The organism is Staphylococcus sp. GDB9P120P (genome assembly GCF_017893435.1).
In the GTDB taxonomy this organism is placed as follows: domain Bacteria; phylum Bacillota; class Bacilli; order Staphylococcales; family Staphylococcaceae; genus Staphylococcus; species Staphylococcus cohnii.
The window spans coordinates 239,776-260,869 of the sequence record NZ_JAESNB010000010.1 but is presented as its reverse complement, the minus strand read 5'-3'; the positions used below and the strand labels follow the sequence as shown (position 1 = coordinate 260,869).

Genomic DNA, 21,094 nt, shown 5'->3' with positions numbered 1-21,094 from the left:
GAAATGCTTTGTTTATACAGCAACTTTTGCACATTAACTATGATGTTTATAGTTATTAACAACCATAGGATGTAGCGTATTTCTTCCTACAATAATTCTTACATATGGAATAAAAGATAGTATTATCGCTAATCCAATACAAAATCCAAGTGTGAAAATAGTACTTAGAATTAAAAATAGTGTTGGGAACGTAACAAATGATGCCAACGATCTAGAAATAAAGTCTACAATAATCTGATGTGCTAAATAAATGAAAAATGATATTTCACTAATTAAAAACACAAACACTAAATTAAATCGAGTTAAAAATTTCGATATATAGACGATAAATACAAAACTGATTGCAGAAAATAAGACTAAGTCAAATCGATTAGATTCATTCAGATGTACATCTAAATAAGAAAAGTTAAATGCCATATAACATAAAGCCAATAGCCATATCAATAGCAACCAAACTAAATGACGTTTTAAAAATTGAATAACAGTGTCATAATATTTACCGAAATAGAAACCGACAACAAAGTAAAATAACCAATATAAAATAATCGTTCTACTAAATAATGGATAAAAATCCCAGAATGCAAGATAATCATTACTGTAATACATTAAATAAGAATGTCCAAAACTAATGATAAAAGTAATGACAAGTACAACTATAGGATTGGCCTTACTCAATAATTTATAAAATAAGCGATGTAATATGTAAAACTGAAAAATAACGAGTACAAACCAACCGAAAAATTTACCTTCTAAGACGATATTTAAAAAGATTTCCCAAAATGATTTATCTGAACTATCACCAAGAAATAGCCTGAAAGTGACAAATAAACCAAATAAAGCATAAGGAATTAAAATAAATTTCATACGTTTAAGTAAAAAGTTTTGCGGAATTTTATTTGAATACCGCATGCCTAATAATGTTTCCGACAAAATAATAAAACACGGTGTTGCAAATAATAAAATAACTTGTAAAAAACTAAAAAGTGATTTTTCAAATTGTGAAATATGATAATCGTTTACTAAACCGGTTAAACAATGGACGATGACTATTGCGATACAAAATATCGCCCTAGCATAGGTGAGTTCCATTTTCCTTTCCAAAATCAAAACTCCTCTCAAAATCCATTCCATAATATGATAATTAGTATTAAAAGTAAAGTTTATATGAATTTAGTTTTATAATCATTTTATATAAAGCGTGGCAACTCATAATATAGTAATTGAGTAAGATTAATAAAGAATGATATGATTACATATATTTAAAATAATCATTTAAAACCTTAAATAGTGAAAGGAATCGGTTTATGAAATCAATTTTACTTATTGGTCAATCAAATATGGCAGGACGAGGTTTTTTAGATGGTGTAAAGCCAATCATTGATGAACGTATTTTTATGCTTAGAAATGGTAGATGGCAAATGATGGAAGAACCGATACATAGTGATCGTTCTGTAGCAGGTATTGGACCAGCAGCATCGTTTGCAAAGCGATGGCTAGATGATCATCCAGATGAAACAATTGGATTAATTCCATGTGCTGATGGGGGTACTTCCATTGAAGAATGGTCGGATAAAAGCATGTTGACACGGCATGCTTTAAGTGAAGCTAGATTTGCCATGGAAACTTCTGAATTGATAGGTGTTTTATGGCATCAAGGTGAAAGTGATAGTCAAAATAATAAATATCAAACATATGAAGCAAAACTATCACATTTAATTCAATTTTTTAGGACAGAACTGGAATTACCTAAACTTCCCTTTGTCATTGGATTGTTAGGAACGTTTTTAGGAAAAGAAGGATTTGGCGCTAGTGCTACAGAGTATCAAGAAATTAATAAAATAATAAAAAATATAGCGCAGAAAGAGCATCATTGCTACTTTGTTACAGCAGAAGGCTTAACAGCAAATCCAGATGGCATTCATATAGATGGTTTCTCTCAACGATTGTTTGGAATTAGATATTATGAAGCATTTTCAAGCGCAAAGAACGTCGTAAATCGTTTAGAGAATGAGAGCGAAATTGAAAAAGATTTATATAAAAGTGAATTCACAAAAAATGAACAAATATATATGCTTGTTGCTAGGTTATCTAAAAATAAAATAACGTATCAAGATTTTATCAATGAAATGTCTCAACTGAACTAGTAATCACCTGAGAAGTCATCATTTTTAAAGTATTCATTTTATTCGCTTCATTAACGCCTAAAAAAGCCTTTCAAAACGCACTTCTTTTGTGTGGATTTGAAAGGCTAGTTGTATTTTATCGTTCAAGTTCGGCTATGTTAATCTTCCATGTGTGATTTTAGTAAGTGTGTCATTCGTAGCAAATATTTTAGCATTTACATTGGGTACACCCATGGATTTAAGGCGTTCACTATGCATATTTAAATAGTTTTCGGCATTTTCGTAGCTATCAAATGCATAAATGCCACCCGCTTCTTTTTCATCAGTATTTTCTGTCCATATCTTCCATAAAAAACCTGGTTCCTCATTTATAGATTTCGCTAAATCAGCGAATTGTGTGGACATTTCTTGGCCAAAAGGGCCATCGATTGGAAAATCAACTTGTAAAATATAAATCATGATAAACCCATCCCTTTTAAATTATTTATTACGCTTACTATATCAATTTATGTTAAATCGCATAAACTTTTGGCTCAAATCGTTTTCTGATAGGTATTATCACAACTTTTTGAATGATCTTATTGGTATATCAATAAAGCATTTTCATATATAATTCCCATTATTTTGTAAAGAAAGTGTAAATTTACTTGCAAATAAAATAGAGAGGTGTATGATGAAAGTGAATAATTACACTTTGCATATAGGAGACTACAAATAAGGAGTGATTTATTATGCGTAAAGTCGGAAAGTTAATTTCAGCAACTGTCGTAGTATCTACACTGGTCGTTGGTTCTTCACCAGCATATATCTCAACGAGTAGTCCAACAGCGCAAGCAGCAGAACAAGTCCAAAAATGGGGACACGGTGAAGGTGGCGCAAGCGGTGCAAATAGTGAAAATGGTGTTCGTTCTCAAGCACAAACAACACCTTGGTATAATTACGAAGGTTATACAACATATGACCCGTCATTTACACAAGATTATAACTTCGTACGCGCTTTGAAATATGATAATGTCACGATCGATGGTTATAAAGTTGACACTGATGCCAAAAAAGAATTTGATCATTCTAAGAAAGTTTATGATACAAGCGTAGAATTTAACAGTGACAATGAAGTAGTACAACTCACTTTCTTCACGAAACCTGATTCTGTATCTAAAGCAACGTTTAAGAAAGCACATGCTTCAAATGAAATCATAGAAGATGGAAAATTAGGCAATGGAGATGGCACTTATGTAAAATACGCGACAAATAATGGTTTTTATACTGCATTCTTTGATCAAAATGATAATTTGGTAGAAATAACAATTGGTCAGTAATTAGAATGATGTTTATAAAAATAGGATACAACTAAGAGAAGCTTTGAAATGGTATGTTTTTGATTGTAGTAACATTTAATTTAAATGAAAGTGTACTCTAGGCTGGGGCATATTAAATGTCTCAGCTTATCTTGTTGTATAGCCATTAAAAAATAGTTTTCATTTAGCAAATGTATCAGCATTTTTGCTGATTATTGTTATTGAAGATATACCGTCAATTGAATTATATCTATAATTTAATGCGTATGTTTAATAAAGATAATTGTGTTTTGTTATATTTATGATTATAGTTAAACGTAAGTATAGAGCGTTTCGTTCACATATGAATAGGGGGAAAAATATGAAAAAATTATATTTAAGTGTTTTGGTTGGTCTTATTTTGTTAGCAGTCACAGGGAACGTCGCTGCGGCAAAAAGTTTTGATCAAATTGAACAAGATAATGATACAATTGTAGGGGTCTATGGCATCAATACCTCTAATGGTAAAGTGATACAGCACAGATCAGATGAACGATTTGCATTTGCATCTACATATAAAGCAATTTCAAGTGGCATATTATTACAAAATACGCCAACATCAGAACTAAATAAAAAAATAACTATTTCAAAAGATGACATTGTCGCTTATTCACCTGTTACTGAAAAATATGTCGGCAAGCAAATGACCTTAAGAGCGTTAATTAAAGCTTCTATGTTGCAAAGTGATAATACAGCAAATAATAAAATTATCGAAGAAATAGGTGGTATTAAAGGATTTCAACAAGCACTAAAACAACGCGGAGACAATATCTCAAACCCGCAAAGACTTGAACCAGACTTAAATTTATATGATCCGCAAAGTACAGCCGATACAACCACACCTAAAATGGCTGCAACAACGTTGAACCATCTTTTAGCGAGTGAGAACATGAGTAGACCCAACCTTGAGCTACTAAAACATACAATGATCCATAATGAAACTGGAGATACATTAATTAAAGCAGGTGCGTCAAAAGATGATGTTGTAGGTGATAAGAGTGGCCAGGGATTAACATATGGTAGTCGAAATGATTTAGCTTTTGTTTATCCAGAAAACCAAAGTAAGCCAATTATTCTTGCTATTTACACGAAAAAAACAGATAAAGATGCGAAACCTGATGATAAAGTGATTCAAACAGCAGCGGAAAAAGCTATTAAGTCATTGAAATAGATTCAGTCAAATGAAATATAGATTGGTACAGAGGGGTTTAACATGGAAATAAAGCAAATGAAATATTTTGTAGAAGTCGTAAAAAATGGTGGGATGACACAAGCATCCGAGCATTTATATATTGCGCAATCTACAATAAGTAAAAATATTAAAAGTATTGAAGACGAATTTAATATTACTTTATTTGATAGACGAAAAAAGCATATTATTTTAACAGATATCGGTCAGATTTTTTATGATAAATGTGTGGAAGCATTAGCGGTTCTAGATGATTTATCATTAGAAATGGGAGATGTAACAAATTTAGAAAAAGGTCATATTAGAGTAGGTATATCTGCGATTATGAATGTGAGACTTTTTACAGAAAGTTTAAATCACTTTCATAGTAAATATCCAAAAGTAACTTACGAAGTGATTGAAGGTGGCGGGAAAGCTGTAGAGTCTTATTTGAATAATGATGAAATAGACGTGGGTATTACTACGTTGCCTGTAGATAATGATATTTACCATGCCATTCCATTATATAATGAGAAATTATTGTTAGTTGTAAACAGAGATGCGATGCTTGCTAAACAAGCATCGGTCTATCTAGGCGATTTAAAAAATGAGCGCTTTATTATGTTTCATGATGATTATTATTTAAAAGATCAAATTATTGAAAGTTGTAGAAAAGTTGGCTTTCATCCAAAAACAGTTGCAAAAATGTCTCAAATTACATTTATTGAAAATATGATTCGAGATGGTATCGGTGTGAGTATATTACCAGAAAGTATCGTAGATATTTTAAATGATGACCTCATAGGTATAGAAATTTCTGGCGCAGATGTATCGTGGAATTTGGGAGTTATTTGGAAAAAAGATAGCTATATGAATTATGTAACACACGAATGGATTAAATTTTTAAAAGATACACAGTAATAGTGGTTAACAAGGTGTTCATGGTTGTGAAATATGTATTCCATAACAGAATATTATATATTCTAACTATGTATTTTAATCATATTTCAGTACGTAATATAATAGAGATATAGAGGTAGTAAGTACTGATTATTAATAGAAGAGTAAAAGTTAAAACATTTATGATAATCCCTAGCGCCAAAATATTAACTATATATGCGTTTCATAATTTAAAGCTCATAACAAATTTATCTAGAATTTAACTAATATAATAACTCTCCCCATTCATTCACTAAAATAAGGACACCCTATTCTTATTCATTATTATATTATTGAGCAATGATATTAAAAAACTAAGCTTACCTTCTAAATCAGTACAGTTAATATAAACGAACCTCTTGTCAAACATCAAACAAACATATAAACATGCCCAAGCCTTAGAAATAGGTTTGGGCATGTTTATTTTAAATGTTTTTTTGAATTTTAGGATGAAGATGATATGCGGGCGCTGTGACTTCATTTTTAATAACTTTGTCTAAAGTAGCTACAATCGTTTGAGCAATTTCAGCGGTTGGCACGCCAATCGCGTTGACAGGGTAATCTAATTTTTTAATTTGTGGTATATTGTCATATGAATATAGGGTAGGGTGATCTTGTGGTCCAAGTGCATTAATGGTGCCGACTGTAATATCATAGCTACCACAGATAACCCCTGGTGCAAGTGCATGTGCTTGTAAAAATTGTTTGACGGAAGATTCTGTTTCAATTGCATTCAAACTTGTAGAATCAATGATACGATAATCTATTTTGTGTTCGTTACAATATTGAGCAATCGCCTCTTTTTTAGCGATTTGTCGTGTATCGTTTGTATGTATATCACCAATATAATCAATATGGTCTATGCCCTGATCAACCAATGCTTTAATTGCCATAATCATCGCTTCTGAATGATTTACATTTATGATCGGATAAGGAATATCACGATTGACACCATAGGCAACGACAGGAACGTTATTATAAATTTCTGGAGATAAGTTTGTTGCATCACCTTCATCAAAAATGACGATACCATCACAGCCGAATTCAACAAATTTTTTTGAAGCGGCAGCGACATCGTCGATAGACACAAACATGACATAACCTAAATCTTTAATGGCATGATTGATTTCTGAAATAAGATGTGTCACGGCTACACGATCTACAGAAGGCCAGATTAATCCTATTGTGCCGCTTTTCTTTGAGACAAGTGCTCTAGCGGAGTGATTAGGTATATAATTCATTTCTAGAGCTTTTTGTTGAATCATATTTTTTGTTTTTGGTTTTACGAGATGAGAATTTTTAAGTGCTTTACTAACTGTGGAATAGCTGACACCACAGGCTTCAGCAACATCTTTTAAAGTTACAGCCATAAAATTTCTCCTTGAAATTGATTGATTTAAATGCAAATTAATTATACCATAGAGATAAGCATTACAATATTTTTTTGTACAAAAATAACAACGTTGTTATTTTTAAAGGTATTGTAATTGATATCATATTTGAGGGGTTGAAGACATGGATTCAATGAATACAATGAAAGAGATTCAACAAGGTAAACACATTGCTGTCATGCGCACAGAAGATGCAAAATCATTTTTAGATATTGCACATACCATTATTGACAAGGGCATTCATACGATTGAGGTAACTTTAACTACGCCGAACGCTATAGAAATTATAGCTGAACTATCAAAAAGGGAGGACGCATTGATTGGAGCAGGAACAGTATTAGATAGCATTTCTGCACGTACTGCCATTTTAAATGGTGCAAAATTTATCGTTAGCCCATCCTTTGATAAAGAAACAGCGAAAATTGCTAACTTATATGATGTGCCATATATTCCAGGCTGTATGACAGTTAAAGAAATGGTTGAGTCATTACGTTATGGTTGCAAAGTCCTTAAACTATTCCCAGCGACACAATTCACACCTAAGTCAATTAAAGATTTCAAAGGGCCATTACCACAAATTGAAATTGTGCCTACAGGTGGTGTTGGTAAAGCAAACCATAAAGAATGGTTAGATGCTGGTAGTTTTGCAGTTGGCATTGGAAGCGAAATCACAAAAATTTATCAACAAGAAGGAAAAGATGCTTTAGAAAGATATATTTCAGAAATAAAAAGCGAGGTATAACAATGACGGTCTATGGTTTTGGTGAAGTATTATTACGTTACACACCACCAAATTATGAACAGTTGAAAGATGCCAATATGTTTAAAGTTAATGTTGGTGGTGCAGAATTAAACGCACTTGTGACACTAGCACAATTTGGACACGAGACTGAAATGTTGACGGTATTACCTAATCACGCGCTTGGTCATTTAGCATTACAAAAAATGTTTCAAACACGTGTAGGTACTGCTTCAGTGAAATATAATAACGGCAGAATTGGCACATATTATATGGAAGAAAGTTTCGGATTTCGTAGTGGCAAAGTCATTTATGATCGTGAACATTCAACGTTTGCTAATCATGGTGAAGATGTAATGGAAGGAATCAATGCTCAAAGCGGTGATTTCTTTGTATTTACAGGTATTACGTTAGCTGTAAATAAAATGATTCGTCATCAAATTGTCGATGTATTAAAGAAACTAAAGCAACAAGGCGTTAAGATAGTGTTCGATATTAATTTTAGAAGTAATTTATGGTCAAAAGAAACAGCAGTACCAATAATCAAGTCTATTTTACCATTTGTCGATGTTCTATTTTTTGGAAAAAAAGATGCTACACATCTACTTGAAACGAACGATTTAGAAGATGACATTCAGACATGTGCAAAAGCAATTCAATCCAAATACGACATCGAATTGATGGCATCAAGTAATAGAAATATAGAACAAAGTACATTACAAGGTATTATGCTGACAAAAGAAAAATATATTGAAGGCCAAGCATATACTTACACCGTTTTAAACAGAATTGGTGCTGGTGATGCATTTATGGCGGGGGTATTACATGGACTGAATAAAGAATGGCAACCAGAAGATACAGTAGATTTTGCAACAAAATGTTCTGTTCTACAACATACAACAAATGAAGATGCACTAAGTGTACAAGAAAGTGATGTTTTTAATTTATCAACGCATTTTGGAGAACTGAAGCGATAAAAACTGCAATACAAGGGGATTAATCTTTATGAGGAAATTTACACTCCTTCTTGTAAGCGCATTCTTTGCGATGGGGATGGTATCGATGATGCTTACAAATGAGGAGACGATTGCTAAAACAAAGACCAAAGAAATCATGTTAGCGCATAATCAGCCAACGGAACATCCTGTTCATAAATCATTAAAAATTTTTAAAGATAGATTAGAAAAAGAATCACATGGTCAAATAAAGGTGAATATTTATCCGAATGGTCAGCTCGGTAGTGAGCGTGAAGCGATAGAAATGACACAAACGAATGCAATTCAAATGACTAAAGTTTCGGCTGGCGCACTGGAAAGTTTTTCGCCAACGTATTCATTATTTAATATGCCATATTTATTTGAGTCTGAAGATAATTATCGACACGTAATGAAACGTAAAAACGTACAAGATGCTTTCTTTAAATCGACAGACGACCAAGGATTTTTAGGTATTACTTACTATGATGCTGGTATGCGTAATATCTACACGAAAGATAAGAAGATTAAAGACAACAAAGATTTGAAAGGCTTGAAGATTCGTGTTCAACCAGGAAAAACAAGCGTAGATTTAATTAAATCGTTAGGTGGTACGCCAACACCGATGGATTATGGTGAAGTGTACACTGCAATGCAATCAGGTGTTATTGATGCAGCAGAAAATAATGAAACTTCTTTAACAACGAATAACCATGGTGAAGTTGCTAAAAATTATTACTACACAGAACATGCAACCGTGCCCGATATTTTAATTATGAACAAAGAAACCTATGACAGCTTGACGAAACAACAACAAAAATGGTTAGAAGATGCTGCGGATTATTCCACAAAAAAACATGAAGTTATTTGGGATAAAGCAGTGAGCGATGCTAAAAAAACAGCGACAGAAAAAATGGGCGTGAAGTTTCATGATGTAGACAAGTCTACATTTAAAGCGACTTCTAAACCTCTTCAAGATGAATTTAAAAATAATCCTGATACGAAAGAGGATTATAAACTAATCGAGAAGGAGGAACAGCGCTATGAAAAAAGCAAAACAAATCATTGATAAATTGTTGTTAACGCTAGCTGGTATTACGCTTTTTGTAATGGTTATCTTATCGATTTATCAAGTCGCAACACGCTTTATTTTTAACACACCAAGTACGACGAGTGAAGAAATTGTTAGATTCTTGTTGATATGGTTTGGGCTATTGAGTGCTAGTTATGTCTTTGGGATTAAACAGCATATTGCCATTGTATTTATCAGAGAAAAATTACCTGAAAAAGTACAGCTATACTTGGAAAAGATTTCGGACATTATATTAATTATCGTGGCACTCGTGCTCATGATTTGGGGCGGTTTTGAAGTTGTGAAATTGACTTGGTCTCAAATCGCACCGTCAACAGGTTTATCAATGGCCGCGATGTATGGCGCATTGCCTGTTTCAGGAGTATTTATTATATTCTATGTATTTTATAATTTATTAAATACAGAGGAAATGACTGCAGTTCAAGAGCGTGATGAGCTTGAAGGCGGTGATGGCTTATGACAACGATTGCAGGATTAGTATTATTCATCACTTTCTTCATTTTTCTTATCATTGGTTTACCTATTGCATTAGCGATTATTTTAAGTTCTATTATTACGCTGTTATTGATTTTACCATTCGATGTCACTATCGTAACTGCAGCGCAGCGTATGGTAACCGGCATTGATGATTTTACGATGTTAGCGATTCCGTTATTTGTGCTAGCGGGTATCATCATGAACAACGGCGGTATTGCATTTAGATTAGTTAACTTTGCGAAGGTGCTCGTTGGCAGATTACCAGGATCATTAGCTCATACAAATATTGTTGGTAATATGCTTTTTGGTTCTATTTCTGGTTCTAGTGTAGCTGCAGCAGCTGCCATGGGTCGTATTATGGGACCTATGGAAAAAACACAAGGTTATAAAAAAGAATACTCAGCAGCAGCAAATATCGCATCAGCACCTTCAGGTTTACTTATCCCACCGAGTTCACTATTGATTGTTTATTCATTAGTCAGCGGCGGGACATCCATTGCAGCGCTATTTATCGCGGGTTATATTCCAGGAATTTTATGGGGTATTGCGTGTATGATCGTTGCTTATGTAATGGCGAAAAAACAAGGTTATAAAGTATCAGAGAAAATAAGTTGGAAAGATAGATTATTCTTAACATTGGATGCATTACCAAGTTTGTTTTTAATTGTAGTGGTTATCGGCGGTATTGTCGGAGGTATCTTTACAGCAACAGAAGGTGCAGCAGTCGCGGTTTTATATTCTGTAGTACTTTCGTTGATTTATAAAAGTTTAAAAATCAAACAATTATCCAACGTTATCAAAGAAACAGCTGAAATTAGCGGAATGATTTTATTCTTAATCACCGCTTCGGCATTATTTTCACTTGTGATGAGTTATACCGGTTTACCGGAAGCGATATCCAATGGCATTATCTCAATGACTGACAATCCAATTGCATTGTTATTATTAATCAACGTTATTTTATTAGTCATTGGTACTTTTATGGATATTACACCAGCAGTACTTATATTTACACCTATCTTTTTACCGATTTCAGAAGTATTAGGTCTTGATCCAATTCATTTTGGTATCATTATCGCGTTTAACTTATGTATTGGTAATATCACACCACCAGTTGGTAGTGCGTTGTTTGTGGGAGCAAGTGTAGGCGGTGTGCGTGTTGAATCAGTATTTAAATATTTAATTCCATATTTTGTGGCATTAATTATTTTAATGCTAATCATTACTTTTATTCCACAATTATCACTATTCCTTCCGAAATTACTAGGATTATAGAAAAGGAGCAATTATATGACTTTAATTAATGATAATTTTTTATTAAATAGTAAAACAGCAGTAAAGCTATACCAAAAGGTTAAAGATTTACCAATTTATGACTTCCATTGTCATTTAGACCCAAAAGAAATTTACGAAAATAAAAATTATGACAATATTACACAATTATGGTTAGGTGGAGATCATTATAAATGGCGTTTAATGAGAGCTTATGGCATTGAGGAAGCTTTTATTACAGGCAGTGTTGATGATTTTGATAAATTCCAAGCATTTATGCATATGTTACCGTTTGCAATTGTGAATCCAATGTATCATTGGTGTGCATTAGAATTAAAACGCTATTTTAATGAAGATACAGATTTAGATAAAGTGAATATCAGTAAATTATATAAATCACTAAATAAAAAGTTAGCAAAACCTTCACACACACCACAAAATTTAATTAAACAAAGTAATGTTAAAGTGGTATGTACGACGGATGATCCATGTGATGACTTGAAATATCATAAGTTATTAAATGAAGATAGCAACGTTACATTTAAAGTCATCCCTACGTTTAGACCAGACAGTTATGTTTTCTTAAATAATGAGTCTATCCATACAAAAATCGACCAATTAAATCAAGCGACGGATTGTGACGTTCTAGATTTAAATACTTACATTGATGCGTTAAAAGCGCGTGTACATTATTTTGATAGACAAGGTGCACGTAGTTCAGATCAAAGCTTTGAAAAGACACCGTTAGTAACAGCAACTGTTGAAAAAGCAACTGAAATTTATAATGCGCTAAAACGTGGTGAACAAGTAACAGAAACTGAACAATATGAATTAGCAGGTTATATATTAACTGAAATTAGTAAGGTTTATGAAGAATTAGGTTGGGTTGTACAATTCCACCTTGGACCAACAAGAAATAATAACTCAAGTATGTTTAAAATGACAGGACCAGATAGTGGCTTTGATAGTGTAGGCGAACAGCTAAGTGCTAAAAAATTAAATGCCTTACTAGATCATCTAGAACAAAATCATGCGTTATCAGATACGATTATTTATCCAAATAATGGTAATGACCATTTAATGGTACAAGCAACTGCAGGGAATTTTACCAATAGTAATCACAAAGTCCAACTCGGTGCTGCATGGTGGTTTAATGATACAAAAGAAGGTATGGAGCAACACTTAGTAGAGTATGCTAATGTCGGTTTATTATCTAAATTTGTAGGTATGCTTACTGATTCACGTAGCATGATTTCGTATACACGTCATGAGTACTTTAGAAGAATATTATGTAATTTCTTAGGAGATAGAATTGAAAAAGGTGAGATTCAATTATCAGAAGAAACCATCACTAAAATAGTGAAAGATATTTGTTATAACAATGCAGTAAAATTATTCAAAATAGAAGGCGTTGAGGAGGTATAACCATGGAATTATCATTTCGTTGGTATGGAGAAGATGACCCAGTAACATTAAATAATATTAGACAAATTCCAGATATGAAACAAATTGTTACAGCTATTTATGACATTCCTGTTGGAGAAGTTTGGACTAAAGAAAGAATTGCAGCATTAAAACAGTCAATTGAAGATGCGGGTTTGAAATTTGAAGTTGTAGAAAGTTTACCTGTCAGTGAGGAAATAAAGCTTGGTACAGATAAACGAGATCAACTCATTGAAAACTATAAAACTTCACTGATTAATCTCGCTGAAAATGGTGTTAAAACGGTAACTTATAACTTTATGCCGGTATTTGATTGGACACGTTCGCAATTAGATTATGATTTATCAGATGGCTCCAATACACTGATCTATAATCATGATCAAATTAAAGATATTGATCCACTAACGACGAATTTAAATCTACCAGGTTGGGATGAAAGTTACACACGTGAAGAGATGAATCAACTGATTGCATCTTATCGAGAAACATCTGATGATCAACTATGGGATAACTTAAAATACTTCTTAGATGCTGTATTACCAACTGCTATCGAACATGATGTGGATCTGGCTATACATCCGGACGATCCACCTTGGTCGATATTTGGTATACCACGTATCATTAAAAATAAAGAAAGTTACGAACGTTTATTATCCATTAGCAATGATACACATAATGGCATTTGTTTCTGTACTGGTTCATTAGGCGCATTAGCAGAAAATGATTTACCGAGCATGATTCGAACATTTGGTGATCACATTCATTTTGTACACATGAGAAATGTTAAACGTATTGGTGAATATTCATTTATAGAAACAGGCCATTTATCTAAACATGGTTCAGTAGATATGAAAGCCGTTACTGAAGCGCTGAGAGACATTGATTACAAAGGTACCATCAGACCTGACCATGGACGTATGATTTGGGGAGAAACAGGTAAAGCTGGTTATGGCTTGTTCGATAGAGCTTTAGGTGCAACTTATATTAATGGCTTAATAGAAGGAGTGAGTAAATAATGGCAACACAATTCAAAGATGTTAATGTCGTTATTACAGGTGCGACAGGTGTCATTGGTTCTACTTTTGTCAAAGCACTTGTAGAGAAAGGCGCGAATGTGGGAATACTAGGTCGTTCCGAAGACAAAATTGTGGAATTGCAAGATGAAATTGATAAAGACAGAGCGCAAACGGTAGGGTTAGTAGCAGATGTGCTAGATAAATCAGCTTTAGAGCAAGCGAAACAAACATTCAATGATAAGTTTGGCGCAATTACGATACTTATCAATGGCGCAGGTGGCAATCATCCTGATGCGACAACGAATGATGAAATGTACGACAAAGCAGGCGACAAAACGTTCTTTGATCTTACAGAAGAAGGTGTAGATAAAGTTTTTAAATTAAACTATACTGGCACATTTTTACCATCACAAGTATTCGGCAAAGATGTTGTGGCGTCTGAAACAGGAACAATTATCAATATTTCATCTATGAACGCATTTACACCGTTGACAAAAATTCCAGCGTACAGTGGTGCAAAAGCTTCAGTAAGTAACTTTACACAATGGTTAAGCACTTACTTTGCGGGACAAATTCGTGTTAATGCAATTGCACCAGGATTTTTCGAAACAAATCAAAATAAGGCATTGCTAAGAAATGAAGACGGTTCATATTCAGAACGTGCTCAAAAAATACTTTCACAAACACCAATGGATCGTTTTGGTGTACCTGAAGATATTTTAGGCACATTATACTGGTTAATGGATCACGATATGAGTGGTTTTGTCACAGGTATTGTAGTTCCAGTTGATGGTGGCTTCTCATCATATTCTGGCGTATAAATAAAATAATCAAATAAAAATCAACACTTTCATTTTTATAAGATGAAAGTGTTGATTTTTTTGTTGCATCACTAGTTGATTAAAATAGCAGTGATTCTATTCGTCATTATAAGTAATATTGTTGCGATATAATACATCTTCTAATTTTTCTAAATTGGATAGTGCATTATCTGAAGTACGTCTGCCAAGTTCCAACACTAATGCATCAATCAGCGCAATAATTGGAATGATTGAAAAATGATCCTTTCTAACAGAAAGTTTTAAAGTAATAGTTGCATATTCTAAAACTGGTGAAGAGTCATAATCTGTGATTAAAATAACACGGTTGCCTTGACGCTTTGTTTCTTTTACAGCTTGAATCACTGAATTTGTGTAGGGTTCAAAAGCGAAGACAATCAATATATCATTTTTAGTCATTTTGGTAATTTTATCAAAAATAGCATCAGTATCATTACTAAGCTGATGAATATTTAAATAAAATTCGTTTAGTAAATGCTCAAAATATAAAGCAGTCGCCCTATAAGGACGTGTACCAAGGATACATACACTCGTTGCATTTTCTATATATTCAACAGCAGTAGCAAAGTTTTCTATTAAGTCAGGTTTTAATGATTGATTTAATAAATCGACGCTTTTATCCCAAACATCAGTCAATGCAAAACCTTGTTCATGATTGATGTCACCAAAAGCATTTTTAAGAGAGAATTTAGTTTCATTTGGCAAGGCTTCATTGTAAATATCTTTACGAAAATCATTGAAATTTTCATAATCTAAAGCGTGTATGGTACGCATAACTGTAGAAATTCCCACTTCAGCTTGTTGAGACAATTCTTTAATCGTTATTAACCCTAAGTCTTCAAAATGTTTAAGTATAAAGTCGCAGAGTTTTTGCTGTTTTTTGGGTAAACTTTTTTTAACTTTTACAATTTTTGATTTTAAATCTGGATTTTGATTCATAAAAACCAAGCGCCTCGTTTCTGTTCATTCAAATAACTTTATCTATATCATAACAAAGGTTTATAGCAAATAAAAATTCTGAAAAAGAACAAAAATATTCCTTTTATAAATGTAAGGGTTTACATTTGTTCATTCAAGTGATAATATTCTATTTAATAAAAACAAGGGGGTATAAAATTGCTAAATTATAAATTTGAAAATTTAAAACCAAAAGTGCAATCATTTTTGAAAGAAGATATCCAACTTTATATTAATGGCTCTTATTGTAATGCTAATGAAGGAAAGGTATTTGAAGTTTTGGATCCTTCTACTGAAAAGGTCATAACTAATGTACATGAAGCTAATCATGTAGATATTGATTATGCAGTTGATTCAGCAAGAGCAGCTTTTGATAATGGTGAATGGACAAAAAATGGAAGCGCATACAAGAAGTAATATTATTTATGATTTTGCACAGTTGTTAAAAGCACATCGAGAAGAGTTGGCTCAACTTGAATCTATTGATAGTGGCAAACCATATGATGTTGCATTAGTGGATGATATAGATGGAACAATTCAACAATTTGAATATTATGCTGGATTTGCAACAAAAATTAGTGGTAAAACCACTCAAATTTCAAATGACTTGGTCAGTTACACGGTTCACGAACCTATTGGTGTTGTTGGACAAATTATTCCTTGGAATTTTCCATTATTAATGGCTTCCTGGAAATTAGGTGCTGCATTGGCCGTGGGTTGTACGATTGTTATAAAACCAGCGACTGAAACGCCATTATCGTTATTATATGCAGCTCAGTTATTTAAGCAGGCTGGCTTTCCTGATGGGGTAGTTAATATTGTTCCTGGCCCAGGTAAAACAGCAGGTGAGGCAATCGTTAATCATTCGAAAATAGATAAAATCGCATTTACTGGTTCTACAAATGTAGGTAAGAATGTAATGAAAAGTGCAGCAGATGAAATAAAAAATGTCACGTTAGAATTAGGCGGTAAATCTCCAGCTATTTTATTAAAAGATGCTGACTTAGATGAAGCGATTGAAGGCGCATTTAGTGGCACAATGTATAACCAAGGACAGAATTGTAGCGCTTGTACGCGTGTTTATGTGCATAGAGATATTTATGAAACTGTTTTAGAGGGATTAAAGGAAAAAGCAGCGTCAATAAAATTAGGTCCAAGTATGGATGACAGTTATGATATGGGGCCGTTGATTTCAAAGAGACAACAAGACAAAGTAATAGATTATATAGAGAAAGGAAAAAAAGAAGGTGCCAGATTAATATTTGGTGGTAATCAAGCATATGAACAGGGGTATTATGTTGAACCTACTATTTTTGCAGATGTGGAAGATGATATGACCATTGCGAGAGAAGAAATATTTGGTCCAGTCATGTCTGTCTTTGTATTTGATGATATTGATGAAGTCATTGATAGAGCTAATGATAGTCAGTATGGTTTAGCTTCAAGTGTTTGGACACAAAATATTAAACAAGGTCATTATATATCCAAAAAGTTAGAAGCTGGCACAGTATGGATTAACACAGTCGGTCTTGAAATAGAAACAATGCCTTTTGGTGGATATAAACAATCTGGTATCGGTAGAGAAATGGGCGGCGAGTATGGATTAGAAAGCTATACGTCAGTTAAAAGCGTCATGATTAATATAGATTAAAATAAAAAAAGATAAGGAGCATAATATTATGTATAAACCATATGGAATGATAGCAGCTTTACCAACACCAATGTTAGAAAATGGAGATATTGATTTTGAATCGTTTGAAAAATTAATCGAACATGTAATTGCAGGAGGAATTCACGGCGTGCTAGTAGGGGGGAGTACTGGAGAATACTCACTGATGACTTTCGAAGAGCGAAAAAAAATCATAGCATTTGTAACATCCCAAGTGAATAAAAGAGTCCAAGTAATGGCAGGAACTGGTTGTCATAGAACGCTTGATACAATTGAATTGACGAATTATGCAGAACATGTTGGTGCAGACTCAGCATTAGTCATCAATCCATATTATATGGTTACAAGTGACGAAGGGATATTAGATCATTATAAAGCTGTGGCTAAAAATGCTGACATTGGCATCGTTATTTATCATTATCCAGATGCAACAGGCGTTGAACTTTCACCTGAATTAATACATGAAATTAGTCAAATTGAAGGTGTGATCGGTATTAAAAATACTGCAGACGGTATTCATACATCTAAATTACTTAACTTAGTGAAAGATAATACAGATTTTGCTTTGTTAAATGGTTTTGAAGATCTATTTTTACCTTCATTATCAATAGGAGCAAATGGTGCAATAGGCCTTGTACATAATTTAGTTCCGGATAAAATTGCAAAACTGTATGAGTTAGTTCAAGAAAATAATGTAAAAGAAGCAGCTGAATTAAATAAGAAATTACTACCTTTATTTAACTTATTAGAAGAAGAAACTGTACCTGGAACAGTTAAAGCTGGTTTGAAAGCATTAGGTATCTCAGGAACTGCGTGCCGCTTGCCGTTACAACCAGCATCTGAATCTTTTGAAAAGAAAATGACACAATTATTGAATGAAATAAATAACTAAGTGCAAGAAAATTAGAATAAGAAGGTGCTAATATGAAAGATGTCATTATTATCGGTGGTGGATTGGCAGGATTATCAGCGGCATGGAGATTAAGTAACCACGATATACTATTATTAGAATCAGAAAATCGTGTTGGTGGACGCGTGATGTCTGAAAGACGTGGTAACTATTGGATGAATTGGGGCGGGCATGTTTATGCAGGCGAAGGATCAGCAACAGATGATTTATTAAAATCTGTAGGTGTTAAGTCATTACCAGTGCCTGGAAAACTTTCTGCTATGCATTTAAATGGAAAACTTTTGTTAGATGGACGAGTAGAATTGTACCCATTTAGAGTGCCTATGTCATGGAAATCTAGACTAGCAATGTTGACTGCAGGTGCAAAAGTAAGAGCTGCAGTGATGAAATATGCGAAGGTTGCTCAAAAGAAAGAAGTTGAAGATTATAGTGTACAACAACAACGCATTTTAGATTTTATGAATAATAAAACATTTTCGGAGTTTACAGGAAAATTACCAGTTGACGCAGATGCTATTTTTAGACCTACAGTAAGTAGGTCAACAGGTGAACCTGAACAAATTTCAGCTGGTGCAGGCATCGGTTACTTTCATATGATTTGGAATAAAAAAGGCGGTTTATCCCAAAACATAATGGGAGGTCCATCGACATTAACGAACACAATTGCCAACCATTTAAAAAATAAAGTTGAAATCAATGCACACGTCCAAGAAATCATTCATAATCAAGACTTTGTAACAGTGAAATATCAACAAAATGGAACTGAGTTTGTAGAAACTGCAAAGTATGCCATCATAACTACACCAGCACCAATCACACGTAAAATTACAAAAAATTTAAGTGCAAAGCTAGATTATGCACTTAGCCAAATTAAATATGGCCCACATGTGAGTGCATCATTCTTAACAAATGAACAAGGTAAACAAATTTGGGATGATGTGTACGCATTTGCTACTCCCAAGAGATCATTCGATATCTTAATACACAATTCAAATGTCATTCATGCACAACAGAAAAATCGTGAACAGGGCAGTAGCTTTATGACATTTTCACCTGCGAATAGAGGTAAAGCATTAATTGACAAATCTGAAGACGAAATATTAGAAATATACTTGAATGATTTAGAAGAGATTCTTCCTGGGTTTAGAGATTATGTCGTAGAAGCTAAGGTGAATAAATTTCCATATGGATCAGCGTATGTGTATCCTGGACGTGCTGATATACAATCAACATTAATAGAACCAGAAGGGCGTTTGTTTTTAGCAGGCGATTATTTAGGCACGTTTTATACTGAAACAGCAATTCAAACTGGGTATACTGCAGCTCAAAATATTAATAGCTTATTAGGTTTTACCAAAAATGAAGATTTGCGAGAAGTTTTGTAAGCGTTTACAAAAACGATGTGGAGGCTATTTTATGACAAATAAATCTATGGAGGATATGCCCTTTTGCAAGTTTCACATGAAAATTTTTTCTTATGCTAGTGGCAGTTCTTTTGTTGATGGCTATAGTTTAGGAATTATAGCCATCGCACTTTCAGTAATGCAAAATGATTTTGAAATGTCTGTGACTATGATTGGTTTACTAGGTATGGGGACATTAGCAGGTATGGTCATTGGCGGGTTAGTTGGCGGTTATTTTACCGACATATTAGGACGGAAAAAAATGTTTATTATTGATATGTTGTTATTAGGTGTTTTCACCACCGCACAATTTTTTGTTGCAGATCCAATGCAGTTAGTAGTATTGAGACTGTTGATTGGTATTGCACTAGGTACAGACTATCCAATAGCTGGTTCGCTTATGAGCGAATTTGCACCCAGAAAGCATAGGGGAGCATTGTTAGGTGGCATTAATGCATTTTGGTTTATTGGCTATGCTATTTCGTATCTTGTTGGTTATTTTATGCTCCCATTAGGCACAGAGAGTTGGAGATGGATGTTATTAAGCGGGGCTTTACCAATTATCTTTTTATTATTAGCTCGACTTAATATGCCAGAATCTCCACACTGGTTAACAAAACAAGGGAAAAATGTAGAAGCAGCACAAATTGTAAAAAAAATATTTGGTGACGACGTGGTTGTTTCAAATACAATTCATGAGCATAAGAAAACAAATTTGGCAGATATTTTTAAAAATGGTTATGGCAGACGTACATTTTTTGTTTCTGTATTTTGGTCATTACAAGTGATGACTACATTTGCTATTGGAACGTATATCCCTGAGATTCTTTCACAATTTGGATTCCATGAAGGCTCACAAAAATATTTAGGATCTGCTGTTATTAATATGTTTTATTTAATAGGTATTTTTCCAGCATTATACTTAGTTGAAAAGTATGGAAGAAGACCAACTTTGATATGGCCCTTCTTGATTACTGCACTAGCTTTGTTATCATTAGGTATAGTATCTGGAGGAAACGCTCCATTTCTAATTATACTTGTACTATTTATTATTTACGGTATTTTCAATACAGCTATGGGAAGCCACCAATGGATTTATCCATATGAACTATTCCCAACTTATGTACGTGGTACAGGTGGAGGATTTACTACTACTGTGAGTCGATTAGGATCTGCTTTAAGTACATTTTTCTTTCCGATGATTTTAGAAAATTATGGGTTGAGTATAACAATGTATATTTCATCAACCCTATTATTTATTGGTTTTATACTGTCAATCTATATGGCACCGGAAACGAAAGGGAAAAATTTAGAAGAGGCAGGAGCTATTTAGGTTAAATTTTA

General features: G+C 33.4%; 19 protein-coding genes and 1 pseudogene. 16 read left to right on the top strand and 4 right to left on the bottom strand.

Annotation, left to right across the window (positions count from 1 at the left end; translation table 11 throughout):
* Window positions 1-33 precede the first annotated feature (33 nt).
* A complete protein-coding gene (locus KA856_RS12095) occupies window positions 34-1,101 on the bottom strand; it encodes an acyltransferase family protein (RefSeq protein ID WP_107385845.1) in 1,068 nt (355 codons plus the stop codon).
* A gap of 203 nt (window positions 1,102-1,304) precedes the next feature.
* Here KA856_RS12095 and KA856_RS12090 point away from each other — a divergent pair, with 203 nt between their 5' ends.
* Complete coding sequence (locus tag KA856_RS12090) at window positions 1,305-2,144, top strand: sialate O-acetylesterase (protein ID WP_107524079.1); 840 nt, start codon at window positions 1,305-1,307, stop codon at window positions 2,142-2,144.
* Window positions 2,145-2,276: 132 nt separating this feature from the next.
* Here the strand turns inward: KA856_RS12090 and KA856_RS12085 are convergent, their stop codons facing one another.
* Entirely contained in the window at window positions 2,277-2,582 is a 306-nt protein-coding gene (locus KA856_RS12085; protein ID WP_107385843.1) for a monooxygenase, read from the bottom strand.
* 272 nt (window positions 2,583-2,854) lie between these two features.
* Here KA856_RS12085 and isaB point away from each other — a divergent pair, with 272 nt between their 5' ends.
* The 3 genes from isaB to cidR all read left to right on the top strand — a co-directional run bounded on the left by isaB (window position 2,855) and on the right by cidR (window position 5,549).
* On the top strand, window positions 2,855-3,442 hold the full coding sequence (gene isaB / locus KA856_RS12080) for an immunodominant staphylococcal antigen IsaB family protein (RefSeq protein WP_210138740.1): 588 nt from the start codon (window positions 2,855-2,857) through the stop codon (window positions 3,440-3,442).
* Between the two features lie 340 nt (window positions 3,443-3,782).
* Window positions 3,783-4,631, top strand: a complete 849-nt coding sequence (bla, locus tag KA856_RS12075; RefSeq protein ID WP_107385841.1) for a class A beta-lactamase — start codon at window positions 3,783-3,785, stop codon at window positions 4,629-4,631.
* A gap of 42 nt (window positions 4,632-4,673) precedes the next feature.
* A complete protein-coding gene (cidR, locus tag KA856_RS12070) occupies window positions 4,674-5,549 on the top strand; it encodes a cidABC operon transcriptional activator CidR (RefSeq protein WP_107385840.1) in 876 nt (291 codons plus the stop codon).
* 443 nt (window positions 5,550-5,992) lie between these two features.
* Here the strand turns inward: cidR and KA856_RS12065 are convergent, their stop codons facing one another.
* Window positions 5,993-6,937 (bottom strand): LacI family DNA-binding transcriptional regulator, encoded by a 945-nt coding sequence (locus KA856_RS12065; protein WP_107385839.1) that lies wholly within the window; start codon window positions 6,935-6,937, stop codon window positions 5,993-5,995.
* A 145-nt stretch (window positions 6,938-7,082) separates the two neighbouring features.
* Here KA856_RS12065 and eda point away from each other — a divergent pair, with 145 nt between their 5' ends.
* Genes eda through KA856_RS12025 form a run of 8 tightly spaced genes read left to right on the top strand, consistent with a single transcriptional unit; the run spans window position 7,083 to window position 14,793 of the window.
* Complete coding sequence (gene eda, locus KA856_RS12060; RefSeq protein ID WP_107385838.1) at window positions 7,083-7,700, top strand: bifunctional 4-hydroxy-2-oxoglutarate aldolase/2-dehydro-3-deoxy-phosphogluconate aldolase; 618 nt, start codon at window positions 7,083-7,085, stop codon at window positions 7,698-7,700.
* Between the two features lie 2 nt (window positions 7,701-7,702).
* Complete coding sequence (locus tag KA856_RS12055) at window positions 7,703-8,674, top strand: sugar kinase (protein WP_107517880.1); 972 nt, start codon at window positions 7,703-7,705, stop codon at window positions 8,672-8,674.
* A gap of 28 nt (window positions 8,675-8,702) precedes the next feature.
* Window positions 8,703-9,740: a TRAP transporter substrate-binding protein gene (locus tag KA856_RS12050; protein WP_107385836.1), complete on the top strand. Its 1,038-nt coding sequence runs from the start codon at window positions 8,703-8,705 to the stop codon at window positions 9,738-9,740.
* The gene (locus KA856_RS12045) at window positions 9,715-10,224 is read left to right on the top strand and encodes a TRAP transporter small permease (RefSeq protein WP_210138739.1); all 510 of its coding nucleotides are present in this window, start codon (window positions 9,715-9,717) and stop codon (window positions 10,222-10,224) included. Before KA856_RS12050 ends, KA856_RS12045 begins: the two co-directional genes overlap by 26 nt.
* A complete protein-coding gene (locus KA856_RS12040) occupies window positions 10,221-11,516 on the top strand; it encodes a TRAP transporter large permease (RefSeq protein ID WP_107384037.1) in 1,296 nt (431 codons plus the stop codon). The genes KA856_RS12045 and KA856_RS12040 overlap by 4 nt, the downstream gene beginning before the upstream one ends.
* A gap of 15 nt (window positions 11,517-11,531) precedes the next feature.
* Window positions 11,532-12,938 (top strand): glucuronate isomerase, encoded by a 1,407-nt coding sequence (uxaC, locus tag KA856_RS12035; protein WP_107385834.1) that lies wholly within the window; start codon window positions 11,532-11,534, stop codon window positions 12,936-12,938.
* A gap of 2 nt (window positions 12,939-12,940) precedes the next feature.
* Window positions 12,941-13,972, top strand: a complete 1,032-nt coding sequence (gene uxuA, locus KA856_RS12030) for a mannonate dehydratase (RefSeq protein ID WP_181187648.1) — start codon at window positions 12,941-12,943, stop codon at window positions 13,970-13,972.
* A complete protein-coding gene (locus KA856_RS12025) occupies window positions 13,972-14,793 on the top strand; it encodes an SDR family oxidoreductase (RefSeq protein ID WP_107385832.1) in 822 nt (273 codons plus the stop codon). The genes uxuA and KA856_RS12025 overlap by 1 nt, the downstream gene beginning before the upstream one ends.
* 96 nt (window positions 14,794-14,889) lie before the next feature.
* Here the strand turns inward: KA856_RS12025 and KA856_RS12020 are convergent, their stop codons facing one another.
* On the bottom strand, window positions 14,890-15,750 hold the full coding sequence (locus KA856_RS12020) for a MurR/RpiR family transcriptional regulator (protein ID WP_107385831.1): 861 nt from the start codon (window positions 15,748-15,750) through the stop codon (window positions 14,890-14,892).
* 171 nt (window positions 15,751-15,921) lie between these two features.
* On the opposite strand from KA856_RS12020, the pseudogene KA856_RS12015 reads away from it, so the two are divergent.
* The 4 genes and pseudogenes from KA856_RS12015 (at window position 15,922) to KA856_RS12000 (ending at window position 21,083) form a co-directional block, all read left to right on the top strand.
* Window positions 15,922-17,419, top strand: a pseudogene (locus tag KA856_RS12015) (aldehyde dehydrogenase family protein).
* 28 nt (window positions 17,420-17,447) lie between these two features.
* The gene (dapA, locus tag KA856_RS12010; RefSeq protein ID WP_107385829.1) at window positions 17,448-18,329 is read left to right on the top strand and encodes a 4-hydroxy-tetrahydrodipicolinate synthase; all 882 of its coding nucleotides are present in this window, start codon (window positions 17,448-17,450) and stop codon (window positions 18,327-18,329) included.
* Window positions 18,330-18,361: 32 nt separating this feature from the next.
* Window positions 18,362-19,732, top strand: coding sequence for a flavin monoamine oxidase family protein (locus KA856_RS12005; protein ID WP_107385828.1), 1,371 nt, complete (start codon window positions 18,362-18,364; stop codon window positions 19,730-19,732).
* Window positions 19,733-19,763: 31 nt separating this feature from the next.
* A complete protein-coding gene (locus KA856_RS12000; RefSeq protein ID WP_210138738.1) occupies window positions 19,764-21,083 on the top strand; it encodes an MFS transporter in 1,320 nt (439 codons plus the stop codon).
* Window positions 21,084-21,094 lie beyond the last annotated feature (11 nt).

Excerpts from the sequence above, each read along its gene's own strand:
- KA856_RS12090 (WP_107524079.1), top strand. The coding sequence starts at position 1,305 with ATGAAATCAATTTTACTTATTGGTCAATCAAATATGGCAGGACGAGGT.
- KA856_RS12085 (WP_107385843.1), bottom strand. The coding sequence starts at position 2,582 with ATGATTTATATTTTACAAGTTGATTTTCCAATCGATGGCCCTTTTGGC.
- isaB (WP_210138740.1), top strand. The coding sequence starts at position 2,855 with ATGCGTAAAGTCGGAAAGTTAATTTCAGCAACTGTCGTAGTATCTACA.
- bla (WP_107385841.1), top strand. The coding sequence starts at position 3,783 with ATGAAAAAATTATATTTAAGTGTTTTGGTTGGTCTTATTTTGTTAGCA.
- cidR (WP_107385840.1), top strand. The coding sequence starts at position 4,674 with ATGGAAATAAAGCAAATGAAATATTTTGTAGAAGTCGTAAAAAATGGT.
- KA856_RS12065 (WP_107385839.1), bottom strand. The coding sequence starts at position 6,937 with ATGGCTGTAACTTTAAAAGATGTTGCTGAAGCCTGTGGTGTCAGCTAT.
- eda (WP_107385838.1), top strand. The coding sequence starts at position 7,083 with ATGGATTCAATGAATACAATGAAAGAGATTCAACAAGGTAAACACATT.
- KA856_RS12055 (WP_107517880.1), top strand. The coding sequence starts at position 7,703 with ATGACGGTCTATGGTTTTGGTGAAGTATTATTACGTTACACACCACCA.
- KA856_RS12050 (WP_107385836.1), top strand. The coding sequence starts at position 8,703 with ATGAGGAAATTTACACTCCTTCTTGTAAGCGCATTCTTTGCGATGGGG.
- KA856_RS12045 (WP_210138739.1), top strand. The coding sequence starts at position 9,715 with ATGAAAAAAGCAAAACAAATCATTGATAAATTGTTGTTAACGCTAGCT.
- KA856_RS12040 (WP_107384037.1), top strand. The coding sequence starts at position 10,221 with ATGACAACGATTGCAGGATTAGTATTATTCATCACTTTCTTCATTTTT.
- uxaC (WP_107385834.1), top strand. The coding sequence starts at position 11,532 with ATGACTTTAATTAATGATAATTTTTTATTAAATAGTAAAACAGCAGTA.
- uxuA (WP_181187648.1), top strand. The coding sequence starts at position 12,941 with ATGGAATTATCATTTCGTTGGTATGGAGAAGATGACCCAGTAACATTA.
- KA856_RS12025 (WP_107385832.1), top strand. The coding sequence starts at position 13,972 with ATGGCAACACAATTCAAAGATGTTAATGTCGTTATTACAGGTGCGACA.
- KA856_RS12020 (WP_107385831.1), bottom strand. The coding sequence starts at position 15,750 with ATGAATCAAAATCCAGATTTAAAATCAAAAATTGTAAAAGTTAAAAAA.
- dapA (WP_107385829.1), top strand. The coding sequence starts at position 17,448 with ATGTATAAACCATATGGAATGATAGCAGCTTTACCAACACCAATGTTA.
- KA856_RS12005 (WP_107385828.1), top strand. The coding sequence starts at position 18,362 with ATGAAAGATGTCATTATTATCGGTGGTGGATTGGCAGGATTATCAGCG.
- KA856_RS12000 (WP_210138738.1), top strand. The coding sequence starts at position 19,764 with ATGACAAATAAATCTATGGAGGATATGCCCTTTTGCAAGTTTCACATG.